The following is a 12320-nucleotide window of genomic DNA, read 5'->3' as shown; positions in this document are numbered from 1 at the left end:
TTACGTCGGTTGGTCAATGTTCAGGATGCAGCGAGTGCCTAATCTTTCAGCACGCTAACCGTTAGGCGGCCGATTGTTCGGTGGGTACCGATAATCGTACCTGCCTATCTGCAATGCATGAGGTGCCTAGAAAATCAGGTCGTCGCCAGCGACCCACGAATCATTAGCCAACGCTCGGCCGTCGAAAAGGCCCGCTACCGCCGGCGGAGCACCCCCAGGGCACACCCCATCGCGGTCGCGAGTAGCACCATGCTAGCAGGTTCTGGCACCGAAGTCGCGTTGCCGGCCAGCACTTCGAAGTTGCTGAATACCGCAGTCAGGGTTCCGCTCTCCAGCGGCCCTGACACCGGCGAGCCATCCTGACTCCGCAGAAAGAACGAAGCCAATAGCGGCTGATCGTTCCATTCTTGCTGGCGAGCGGCAAAGGTGCCGAGTACCGAGAAGCTGCTCGCGCCCGGCGTGTCGGAGTAGCCGTAGGCAATGTCGCCGGTCGATGCGGTGTAGTCGACAAACAGTCGACCCACTAGTGGAGCACCAAGTACGTCGAGCGTGGTATCGCTCACGTCGTTCGTGCGGGCAGCACCCCCTACGCCGAGGCCGATGCCATCGAGCACGCCGACGGCCACGCCAGCTGAGTTGGCACCCGATTGATCTTCGCCAATGCCGAAGCCGATACCACCAAGCCCTTGCGACGATTGGCTCGAGATCGCGTAGTCGACCGCGATCGTAAAGTCGGCCGCAGGTGAGAAGTAGAAGCCCGAAGTCGAGCTGGCAACATTGGCCCCGTTGATCGACTGGTAACCAATGTCGACGGCATCGGGCACCGCGTCGATGGCCGTGAGCGTTAGCTGCGATCCACTATCGAGCGATGCGGCCATGCCAGCATGAGGTGGATCTTGCACCAGGGTCCAGGTGGCGAAGTCGTCGATCGTGGCCGCCGAGGACGACACCGACTGCACCAGGAACATCGCCAGCATCACGGGGGCAACAAAGCGAACGAGCATCGCAGACCTATGGGGTGGAAAAGAATCGCTCAACTGCGGACGATTCAGTATGGTAAGTCAACGCTCAGCAAGCAAGCTTTGTGCAGTTTTTCGCTTCTACCAGCGATCGAAATCTAAACCAACCGGCTAAAACCACACTCGCAATCCAAGCAGCGGGCCAGCGAGTTCCACGTCGCCGATCCGCTGGTAGTCGTAGCCGCCGTACAGTTCGCACCGCCCGATCATCGCTCCCACGGTACCAGCCGCATGCAGGTGCTCCGCATCGCCGATGGTGCCGAGGTCCAGCTCGCCGGAGAGCACGATCGGATCGACCGGCGCGAAGTCGGCCTTCAGCGTGAAATTGATGCCATAGTCGGTATCGTACGAATCGCCGAGCCACACGGTGCCCAACCCCAGACGCACGAGCGACCGCTCCGACTCGGCCACGCGATAGAGCAAGTCGAACTCGCCGAGGTGCAACTCGTCGTGCCCGCCCCCTGGTAGGTCTTCGCTGTAGCTATCCCAATCGAAGTCGATTCCCAAGCCGCTCGAGTGTTCGACCAACAGCCCGAAACCGATGCGATCGAGCCCATCAAAATCGCTCCCCATTTCCATCTGTGCGCGGCCAAACCAGTTCGAACCAATGTCGGCGGTGGTGTTGGCCATGAATCCAGCACCCGGCAGTTCGTAAGGATAGCGGGTGAACATCCATTGGTAATGCTCCGTGATCTCCGGCACGATGCGTTCCTCGTACTCCACTGGTTCGGCCGGAGTTTCGAGTACCACTGCTGGCTCGGAAACCACGTAGACCGGGGCGGGCGTGCAGGTGACCGCCGGCCGGCACGTATACACCGGAGGGCAGGCGTGCACCGGGTGGCTCCATCGCACCGGAGGAGTCGGGCAGGGCTGGCTCGACATGAAAAAGCCAAAATGGCTGCCGCCGTGGCTCCGGGTAGGGGGACGATGATAGCTACCGCCGCCGGAGTGGTGGGGTGGGGGATCGGCCGCTGGCGGTGCCGGGGCGGGGGCGGGCTGGGGAGCACTCGGCCGGCGAACTTCGTTGCGGGCCTGCGATAGCTTTCCGCCGGACGATTTGCTGCTCGCATTGCTGCTGGCGGGGGGTGCGGTTTGCTGGTCGTCGTCGTTGCTCGACGTCTGAGGTCCACGAACCGCAGTGCGGGCGCGGGAAAGCTTACCGGCTTGGGCAAATGAGGATGGCACCGCGAGAACCACCAACACACAGGCAACAATCAGAGATCGCATAGCTAGCACTTCCATAGCTGGCGCGGCGGGCGCGCTCGAAGGGTCGTTCCGTCCGGCCGAACCAACCCGCCCGCACTCCGGCGGATCGATCGATTCGGGCCTAGGCTCCCGAACAAGGAGCCAACGAAGACTAGAGAAAGGCAAGCAGCGTGCCGGAACCAGTGAGTCGGTCGCAAACTGTTCTGAGATAACCGTTTACGACGATCCAGCAAAAACAGGGCAAGCAAAGAAGTGTCGTCAGAACGACAACGCTAGCAGAAAACTCTACAACAGCGGCCGCCATGGTTTGGCGACCGCGCAGTAGCCTACGGAGTTTCGCACCTTGTTAAATGGTGCGAGCCTGGAAAGAAATGTCGGGGACCGGAGAGTTGCCACAGTCCCACACACGAGAGCTAAAGCCCTGTGCTTAAGAGATTACTTCTTACGATGGCGGATCTTGGCACGCATCCGGCGCTTCTTGCTGCCCTGTTTGCGACGACCCTTGCCCGATTTCTTCGTACCCAAGCGAAAACTCCCGAGTTAAAGAGGAACTTATATAGTGGAACGGCCTTGTTGACTAACTCCACTCGAACTGTGGAAGCCCGAGTTGGGTGAATTGATTGATGATTTTACAGGGCCTTGTTGACTAACTCCACTCGAACTGTGGAAGCCCGAGTTGGGTGAATTGATTGATGATTTTACAGCGCAAGCGGGCTTCCGTTTGTTGGTTTTCGAATACTCGGTTTTTGAGATGGCTCCCAAAGCTTTGTTTCACTCGGTACATGGTCGTTTCCGCCAAGCTTCTACGATGATAGCCCACTTCCTCTTTCCAACTCCTACGCCCCTTGCGTCGAATCTGACGAATTGCCTCGTCCCGGGGCAAAGGCTCCTCCGCAGAGTTGCCATGTTGTTTGATCTTGGCGTTGTGCTGCGGCGGAATCACCGGCTCAATGCCTTCGGATTCCAGCCCTTCATAAACCTTCCACTTGTCGTAACTACCGTCGCCGTGAAACTTTTTTACGGGCTGCTCCACCTGCTCCAGCATTTCGGGAACCGCATCGGCATCGTGGCAACTGTTCTCGGTCAAAATCTCCGCCACAATCTCGCGGGTGTCAGGATTCACCGACAAATGCAGCTTCCGCCATGTCCGCCGCTTCGACTTGCCATGCGTCCGCATCTTCCATTCGCCCTCGCCAAACACTTTCATGCCGGTGCTATCCACCACGATATCGATGTCGCCCCTCTTGTTAGCGATATCGAGCGAAACATTCAGCTTGCTGGCTCGCTTGGCGAGCGAAGAATAATTGGGAATCGCTGCCTCGACGCCCAACATCGCCACCAGCGAGCGGCCGAATCCCTCAGTCTGCCGATAGGGAAGTTTCAGCAGTTCGCGAATCGTCAGCAAGCACTCGATCGCCGTATCGCTGAAGACAAAAGGGCGACCGACTTTTGTCTGGTCGTTAGGATGTTCCCAGTTCTCCAACGCCTCGTCGCTAAACCAAATAGTGATGTTTCCACGCTCGATGAGCGACTTGTTATACTCCTTCCAGTTCGTGACTTTGTAGGTTCGTTTTTCTTTCGTAGCCATGTTCGATCTCCGTAAAAAAGGTACGTGGTTCCATTCCACGTTAGTTTTTACGGAGGTTTGTGACTAATTGTTCAACAAGGCCTAGTGGAACTACTGAATAATACGTGAACCTTGGATTATAGCCGACCTGTGCAGATTCTCGCAAGTAGGAGGGGAGCGGGTGGCGGTCGGTGAATAAATACGGCACTCCGCCGGTAATCAACCATAGAATATCGATTGCTGCCCCGCCGGGACCAACCGACACGTGCCCTGTTCACTTGCCCGCCATGTACCCCCTCCGCCGAATCCTCGCTCGCTGCCGAAGGTTGCACCCGTTTACTTGGTGTGTAACCGCCGCGGTGACGCTGGCGATGGTGCTCATTGTGGTGCCGGGGGAGGACATCAACGCGTCCTATTTTTCCATTCGATCTATCGAGAAGCCCGAAAGAGTGGCGCTACGCTTTAAGGCCGAACAGACGGTTTGGGAACGATACCCAGATCTGTCACGCAGCACGACTGATGTTTACACCACTAGCTACCAGCATGGCTGGCCGTGGCCCTACTTGGAACGTAGTCGTGCCTTCTTAATCGACTTCTCGCAGCCAGACGTAGTCCCTGAGTTCAAATTCGGAGGTGACGATTATACTCCGTACTACGTCTCACGACCGCTTCCTTCAACGCCTTGGATTTGGTTCTATCCAGAAACAGATCTAATACCACCAGTGACTCATCGCTGCATCACTTGGTCCAATTTCGATCATTGGCCTCTCCGGAGCGATAGCCAGCAATGGTACCGGGTAAATCTGGTACTCGATTCATCCATACTCCTAGGAGTAACACTGGTTACTCTAGTTGGTACGGAGCAATGGATTCGCTGGCGAGGGGGATTGCTGAAGTTTCGTCTCGTCGAACTCTTGGGAGTCCTATTACTTTGCAGTGTTGCGCTGGGATGGCAACAGTATCACGCCCGCTTAGCCCAATTTGAAGAAGGTTTGACGAATGAGCTTTACGCTTCGGTGGGCGAGCTTAATCGTGAACTCATGGCCCCACTCTGGCTGCAGAAACTCGTTGGCTACGAGCCATTGCTACCTGACTTCCTACGTCACGTCACCGAATGTCGGTACTTGGGGCATACAACGCATGGTCAAGCGGAAGAGCTTTGGCAAAGCGATTTTAAACAGTTGGCTAAGCTCGACTACCTTGAAGAACTTACCCTGTCGCTCGACGCCGAGAATACTGCGAAAAAGAAACTGCCCGATTTTTCAAAAGCGGTGCTCCCTGCAGAGCCATTGCTCAAAGTGCAAAAGTTGGCCATCGATGGCACACATTTCAAACACGCGGACTTAGAAGCGTTATTAAATGTAGTCGCCGTTGAGAAGTTATTTCTCACCAACCACCGCTTAACCTCTGCCGAAGTTCAGCAACTGATGGATCGGCATCCCAACATCCAGGTCTGTACTACCGGTAGTACAGAACGTCGAGATCCAAACGACTCGCCATCGCCATCCTTCAGCTCTGATCCAATCAACGAAATTGAAGATAATCCGTTGATTCAAGTCCAATAGCCACTTCCAAGTATGAACCCCCTCCGCCGAATCCTCGCTCGCTGCCGAAGGTTGCACCCGTTTACTTGGTGTGTAACCGCCATGGTGACGCTGGCGATGGTGCTCATTGTGGTGCCGGGGGAGGAGAGTTACTTCGGTGCTGAAGACACCTGGAGCCATCGACAAGCCCACAACGTTCAATGTGAGTTAGCAGGTGAAGATCTGCCCTATGGTATTAAATGGGGGCATGTCAGTGTTTACATCCATGGCTACCCTTGGCCCTGCTTTGTGCGTGGTATCGAAGGGCATCCCGCGGATGAAATCGGCACCACAACCGACCGAGTCTTCTCGGAGCCTCTATTTGAAGTCGAGGGGGAGGAGGACAAGACCTTTGGTGTTCCAGTGTACGAACCGGTCACGTGGAGCAATTTCGACAATTGGCCGTTGGAGACCGATACTTGGCGGGCTGATTACTGGCTACTGTATCTTGATCTGATGATCTTTGCCGTGGTACTGGTTACAACGCTCGTGGCGACCGAGCGATGGATTCGCTGGCGAGGGGGACTACTGCGAATTCGACTCGTGGAACTCTTGGTCGGCATCACCTGCATTAGCCTCCTCTTAGGCTGGTACCATTTTCACAGTCGCTTGCAAGAGCGGGAACAAGACACCCTGGATTTGATGGAAGAACATAGACTCATAGTACATGCTTCCCGCAGTTATTTTGGACCGGTCTGGTTAAGCCGGCTGCTAGGGAATCAGCATTTGACTCCCCAGTTGCTCCACGTCACCCACGCCGACGTCGACTTATCCTTGCGAAGCTGGAGCTCAGATCCACAGGAAGCATCCGCGGTCATGGACGATTTGGCTTTGACCCAAGAGTTCGTTTACTTAGATTCACTCACAATCTGGTCGGAATATTTTGACACGAGTAAAGACATTGCTTCCAGGTCAGCGATTCCTATCTCTAAGAAGGCCGACCGCGTAAAGGTCAAAGTCAATGACCTTACCCTATGCGGCAATGCCTTTTTGAAAGAAGAAATCACGCCTTACTAGAGGGAATTGAGACCAGAACAGTCACTCTGGAAGACGTGGAGATTACGTTCGAAGATTTGGTCGAACTAGAACAAGCTTTCCCTCACATCTCCTTTGAAGCATTTTAGTCACTACAGCGCAATCTCGACCTCTCAAGGTCGAAAGCAACTCCATACCGCTCACCCGCGGATCAAGAGAAGAAAATCGAACGCCTGAGAGAATTGCGAAAGTCGCCAGACAATGGTTCTCTCGATACCGAGGGCTTCTAGCTAGGCGGCACTTCCGCCGCCCTCCACTCTCCTATTCACTCTCAACCGTGAGTTCGAAGTGGTTCTCCGACTGCTTGGCGACCGTGCACTTCAAGTCGCTGGTCGTGCGGCTGGCGTATTTCAACGACACCACTTGAATCGATGCTGAGTGGTCCTCGTGCTCGGGACCAAGTTTGCGGGCGACTTCGGCGTTCATCGGTGGGGTCGATTGCGTGACGAGCACAATGTAGTCGCCGGCGATCGCTCCATCGTCGGACCCATAGGTGCTCAGGGCGAAAGTTCCATCGCGCTCGATAGCGGCCCGCGCCGAGGGGCCGCCGGCCGTGGGTAGGAACTCCACATAACCGGTCCGCAGCGGCATGCCATTGCTGTACGACACACTGCCTGTCACGGGATAGACCGCCGGGCGGCCGCTGTCGCATCCCTGCAGGCAGCCTGTCAGCAACGCCGCAAGCAGCATCCACCGCGCTGGCAGCTTGGGATTACGATGGCCTACGGGTCGGAGGTTTCTCTCCACCAGCGACTCATCCTTCGAGTGACTTCTACGAATCATGTCCTCCACGGTCGACTAGCGAACGCCTCCGGTCGGCCTGGTAGTGGTTTCCAACTCGTAATCGTCGTTCCGGCGACACAACGACTGCAGCACCTGCGTGTCGACGTAGTTGTCGATCGCATCGACCGAGCCGTCGGCCAGCACGAACGGACAGACGCCGGGATGCCAGCTACCGAAACCGATGATCGGCACCGAAACGTCGCTAGGCCCACGGGCGAGCGGTACCCCTTCTCCCCCAATGCGGGCGAAGGCGGTAAGGTCTTTGCCGTTGTACATGGGACCGTTCTCGGGATACTGACTCAAGCGTGTTTCCGGAACGTGCATCTCGCCGGCAAGCGCGGTGTTGCTGGTGCCGTCGACGATGTCTTTCATCCGTATCTTGTCCATCCAGTCGACCGGCCCAGTGGCCCCGCACCGCGGGCGGCTCGAGATGATCACGCCGGTGCCGTTGCCCCCGCGCCAGTAAGCTTTCGCATTGTTGTAGGAGCCGCCGGTGAAGTCGCCATGGTTCGCACCATAGTCGCCGACCGCGCCGCTGGTGAGCTTCACTTGCTCGGTGTAGCTACATCCACAAGGGTAGAAAAGTTCCTGCTCGATCGTTTCGCTCGGGATGACCGCCTCGGTTAAGCGTCGCCGGGTGGGGCACACAAACACCTCGGGCGAGTACTCGCGCAGGTCCGACGCGTTCGCTTCAAACTCGCTGTAGAGCTGCCAGTCGTTGGCCGCGTTGCCCTCTTCCAGGTAGGGAAGAATACGCACCAACCACGACGCTTGAGTATTCTCACAGGCGTTCTCGCCGAAGTCATTACGTGCTCGCAACCGCGCTGGCGGAAACGCTTGCAGGGCGTCGTGATGCATGATCGACGCCAGGCCGATCGATCGCAAATGACTCTTGCACTGCATCAGCCGAGCCGCCTCGCGAGCCGACTGCACGGCCGGAATCAACAAAGCGACGAGCATACCGATGATGGCAATCACCACCAGCAACTCAACGAGAGTGAACGCGCTTTGACGCGACTTAGAGAAGCGAACTTGGAACACCACAGGCAAGCCCTTTCTAGTGATCGATGCCAACAACGATTGCCATTACCACACGCCCGGAACCCGCCTCTTCTCCAGGGGGATCAGCATTCTAACCGCAAACGGTCCCTGCTTGTCCACAATTTCAGGGCCAAAATCAAAGGTTTTTGCCGACTTTTCTAGCTCTTAGAATGGGGGGAATCTTCGGGCAAGCTCGCAACTAACGCGGAACTCCCCTTCGGTAACAGACCGAATAACATCGCAGGGCGCTACGAAACTACCAGGTGCTTCCTCGGTGTTATTCTATGGGAGCGATCAGAACACCCACGCTAAGTGCACACATTGAACACGATCACCGTTCCGCAGTAGTAGCACAGCCCAAAGCAAAAGGCGACGTCTCCCTCGTACTCGTACCAGAACGAGGTATCGCCGGCGACCGGGATCGGCGGCACCATGGTCAGGCACTGGAAATGAACGCTACGATCGTGGAACTCGCACTCGGGGTTCCGGCAAATCACGTCGCCTGCATTCGGGATGGACCCCCGTTGACCACCGAAGGGAAGATAGAACGGATCGTGCAAGTCGTTCCTCAGTTGCTTGTCATCCCCTTCCGCCTGGAAGTACCCGTTGTATTCCATGAAGGTCATAATCCGGGCTTGCTCGTAACTCAGTGGTTCGAGTGCTAAGGCAACGCTTGGAAGCTGGTCGACCTGCACGTACTGCTCGTCCGGTTCGTCAGGCTCAGGATCCGACATGTAAAGAATCTGAATTTCGTTGTCGCTAAGTACTGCGTACTGCACCTCGGGGCCTCCGCACCCGTACTTGAATGGGTAGAAAAGCGGCAGCCGGGCAAGCGGCGCGTCGGCCTCGACCGGCAACTTCTTGTCCGTCAGATCCAGTTCCAGCACTAACTGCAGCGGAACCGTCGAACCACTGGGCGTCGAGCCGTTCACCGTGGAAACACCGCCGAAGCGATGAGGTCCTTGATCGGAAGGGACCAGCCGAAAAGGACGTCGATTTACTCGTTCGATTTTCACCGTCGGACCGCCAAGGTTGGGGGATGTAGGAGTGGGTGGAAGCCTCTATCGATGGACGACATCATACGGGAACACTTCCACGCCGGCAAAGCTTGCGATTTCCAGTCACAAGCTCTTTTCGAACACGAATGCGTGCTGGTGTTTCTTGCCCCTCTCTCTGCAAAAAATACATCGTTTCGCTAGGAATTATCTTGACCTCCGAGCACGTATAGCTAATCTGGGTGTGGCACAATCGGGGGAGTGCTGCCGCCTCTCTAGCCACTTAAATGTGATATTTTTTGTCCGTCGTTGGCTGGATGACTTCAAGCTGATCTTTCGAAGTCGTTCCCACAGTATAGGTAGATTGACTAATGCTTGTTCGCGGCCTGGCACCTGTTGTTTCATGCGCTTTGGTACTCGGTTTCCTCATGGCCGACAGCCGTGTTGCCTGCTGTGCAACGATCGTGATCGCTGTCGACAACGGCGAAGGCCCCGCCAACGGCGATCCGACCCCCACGTTCTCCAGTCCGGTACTCAACGAAGCTGGCCAGGCGGCGTTTAGCGGCTTTCGAGTCGGAGGCTATTTCAGCCCCGTGCTCGCAGGCGGTGTCTACGTTGGCGATGGCATCAATCCCCTGCAAGAACTCGTGAAAACCGGCGATCCCGGCATCACGCCTGATTCGCTGGCAAGCTCCTTTGTCGTCCGAGCCATCAACGATTCCGGCGTGGTCGCCTACGAGCAGCGAGACGTCGCTACGGACAACTCGCCGCTGGCCAACAGCACCAGCGCGGTACTTAACAACGGCTACACCGCGCCAACGATCGTGGTACACGAAGGCGATTCGGCCCCCGGTGGAGATAGAGTCGATTTTATCCGCATCAACGACCTCGATGCTAATGGACGCTTGGGCCTGTCTTTGCGACTTGTCGACGGTTCAGGCCCTGAATCAGCGGTGCTCTTCGATTCAACGACTGGCTTAGCTACACTCGCCACAGTAGGGCAGCCGGCGCCCGATGGGGAAGGGGTGGTTGGCGGTGCTTTCTATCCCGCGCTAAATGATGCAGGGCAAACACTCTATACTCCTCGCATCGCCCGAGCGGGACTGCCCGAACGACCTGCCATCTTTCGCGATACACCCGGCGTTGGTCGGGAACTGCTGTTTCGAAGCGGAGATCCCACCACCTCGCCGAATGTCGATGGTTCCCTTCTGCTTGAGTTATACAACCCGTCGATGAATGCCCACGGTCGCGTCGCCTTCTACGGAAGTGTCGCCGACGCATCGACTCCTGCAGGCAACGGCCTCGGTCTGTTCGTGGTCGACACCCCCAATGGCGCTACGGCCGTAGTTCGCGAAGGCGAAACCGTTCCTGGCGGCGACACGTTCGCTGGATTCGGCCGACCTTCCCTGAACGACGAAGGCGATCTCGCATTCTACGCACTGCTGACCGACGATCCGAATGCCGAACTCGACCGCGAGAACGTGGGACTGTATCGCTACGACACGAGCGGCCTGGTCGAAATCGTTCGCGAAGGCCAACTTGCCCCTAGCGGCGATGGCACCATCGACCTGCCGAGATTCCTGCCGATCTCTAGTTCTGCTCCAAACATGAGCATCCGGCCAATGTTTAACGATGCTGGGGAAGTGGCTTTTCTGGCCGACCTCAACGACACGGCCTCCGGCAACGAAGATGCTGCGATCTACTACTTCAACGAAGTCGATGGACTGCAAGAGGTCGTCCGCACCGGCACGCCGCTGCTGGGAAGCATCATCACAGACCTCGGGCTGCAACAGAACATCAGCAATTCTGGCTACGAGGAAGATGGCTTTAACAACGCAGGGCAAATCGCCTATCGCTTCAGCCTGGCCGACGGACGCCACGGCGTCGCCCTCTGGTCGACTAATTCGATCCCCGAACCCACCTCGGTCGCACTCGTGTCGATGGCAGCGTTGCTCGTAGCATGCTACCGCCGCTTCGCGTGAGGGAGGAGGCGGGGCTACGCGGGGCAATGGATCGAGCTGGCAGGTGAGTTAGGGACTTGGTAGATTGCCTGTTTGATACGTGCTAGTAACTGGAGTGAATGCCGTGCGATGCCCACAGTGCCAAACTGAAATGGAAGAGGGCTATACCTGGCTCGACCATGTGTTGGCTGGTGGATTGTTCTGGAGAAAAGACCCACCTGAATTCAATCCGCTACTTCCGGGACCAACTGGGGAGACCATTTTCCATTCGCATTTGCTAAATAAGAAGCGGGCGGTCAAGTGCGCCTACAAATGCCTCCAGTGCGAGTCCATCACAATTCTGCGTGAGCAAGCGAATGCGTGAGGCGCTAACCATATGACTGTCCCTTCGAACCGACAGTCATGGTGGTGACTATACTAAAGGCTCTTGCTAAACACCCGCGTTCACATTTTGTGAAACGTTGAAGCTACGGTGAGACTGTTGGTCACGCCCTCCCTTCGCTGAGAGACGTTTCCCTTTCAGGAAATGGGGGCGTGTCTTTGGCCGTGATCCGCTCATCCCAGCCGCGCAGCGGCGATAGCGCGTGGCCTGGACGCTAGTCCCAGGGAACGGTTTGTTTCAATCGAAGCGCCGCGTTCTGGTGCTACCCTCCCCGGTCCTGAGTCTGCTTGGATCCTTATCACTACTTCATTATCTGATTGGGTGCTACCCAGTTGCCGAATTTGAAACAGTAAGACGCGTACTCCGCTTCCCACCTCCCCGGGCCTGATAGCCCGACCCGTGTTCCTGAAATTGGGCCAGCGGAGGGTGAATTTGATGCTTAGATTCTTTCCAGTTTTCGCTGGGAATTGGCCACCTATGGTGTTCTAATGGACAGGTGTCTTTGGTCCGTTGCTTGTTGTCCGTGGTCCGTTGTTGGAGGGTGAAATGGTTTAGCAGTTTTTGAATTCCAATGAATGTCAGTATCGACGCGCAGGCGAATGTTCGGTTGCGTGGGCGTTCACTGCTGCGCGTGTGGGTAACGCGGGTGGTGGGGCTGCGTCGCTGGAAGCTCCTGGACCCACCCTTGTATCTTGCAGAGGTGGTGCTATCAACGATTTCGCCGTCTTCTGCGGAGTGAGCGTAGCGA

At 56.7% G+C, this 12320-nt stretch carries 10 protein-coding genes; 4 read left to right on the top strand and 6 right to left on the bottom strand.

Annotation, left to right across the window (positions count from 1 at the left end):
- Positions 1-194: 194 nt before the first annotated feature.
- From Pan181_RS00125 to Pan181_RS00115, 3 genes are all read right to left on the bottom strand, one after another.
- On the bottom strand, positions 195-1004 hold the full coding sequence (locus Pan181_RS00125) for a PEP-CTERM sorting domain-containing protein (RefSeq protein ID WP_145244900.1): 810 nt from the start codon (positions 1002-1004) through the stop codon (positions 195-197).
- Between the two features lie 126 nt (positions 1005-1130).
- On the bottom strand, positions 1131-2246 hold the full coding sequence (locus tag Pan181_RS00120; RefSeq protein ID WP_145244899.1) for a hypothetical protein: 1116 nt from the start codon (positions 2244-2246) through the stop codon (positions 1131-1133).
- A gap of 625 nt (positions 2247-2871) precedes the next feature.
- Complete coding sequence (locus Pan181_RS00115) at positions 2872-3813, bottom strand: IS5 family transposase (protein ID WP_145244898.1); 942 nt, start codon at positions 3811-3813, stop codon at positions 2872-2874.
- Between the two features lie 350 nt (positions 3814-4163).
- Between Pan181_RS00115 and Pan181_RS00110 the strand changes: the two genes are divergently transcribed.
- Both Pan181_RS00110 and Pan181_RS00105 read left to right on the top strand, forming a co-directional pair.
- Positions 4164-5357, top strand: coding sequence for a hypothetical protein (locus Pan181_RS00110; RefSeq protein ID WP_197528727.1), 1194 nt, complete (start codon positions 4164-4166; stop codon positions 5355-5357).
- Positions 5358-5438: 81 nt separating this feature from the next.
- A complete protein-coding gene (locus tag Pan181_RS00105) occupies positions 5439-6392 on the top strand; it encodes a hypothetical protein (protein WP_145244896.1) in 954 nt (317 codons plus the stop codon).
- Positions 6393-6671: 279 nt separating this feature from the next.
- On the opposite strand, the gene Pan181_RS00100 is transcribed toward Pan181_RS00105, so the two are convergent.
- The 3 genes from Pan181_RS00100 to Pan181_RS00090 form a co-directional block, all read right to left on the bottom strand.
- Positions 6672-7193 carry a hypothetical protein gene (locus tag Pan181_RS00100; protein ID WP_145244895.1) on the bottom strand — a complete coding sequence of 174 codons (522 nt, stop codon included), beginning with the start codon at positions 7191-7193 and terminating at the stop codon, positions 6672-6674.
- Between the two features lie 15 nt (positions 7194-7208).
- Complete coding sequence (locus tag Pan181_RS00095; protein ID WP_197528726.1) at positions 7209-8237, bottom strand: DUF1559 family PulG-like putative transporter; 1029 nt, start codon at positions 8235-8237, stop codon at positions 7209-7211.
- A 305-nt stretch (positions 8238-8542) separates the two neighbouring features.
- Entirely contained in the window at positions 8543-9250 is a 708-nt protein-coding gene (locus Pan181_RS00090; protein WP_145244893.1) for a hypothetical protein, read from the bottom strand.
- A 407-nt stretch (positions 9251-9657) separates the two neighbouring features.
- On the opposite strand from Pan181_RS00090, the gene Pan181_RS00085 reads away from it, so the two are divergent.
- Positions 9658-11211 (top strand): DUF7453 family protein, encoded by a 1554-nt coding sequence (locus Pan181_RS00085; protein ID WP_145244892.1) that lies wholly within the window; start codon positions 9658-9660, stop codon positions 11209-11211.
- Between the two features lie 79 nt (positions 11212-11290).
- Positions 11291-11554, top strand: coding sequence for a PF20097 family protein (locus Pan181_RS26895; RefSeq protein ID WP_391483971.1), 264 nt, complete (start codon positions 11291-11293; stop codon positions 11552-11554).
- The last annotated feature ends 766 nt before the right edge of the window (positions 11555-12320 follow it).

The organism is Aeoliella mucimassa (assembly GCF_007748035.1).
GTDB classification, from domain to species: domain Bacteria; phylum Planctomycetota; class Planctomycetia; order Pirellulales; family Lacipirellulaceae; genus Aeoliella; species Aeoliella mucimassa.
The sequence above is the reverse complement of the archived record's forward strand: the minus strand, read 5'-3'. Positions and strand labels throughout refer to the sequence as shown.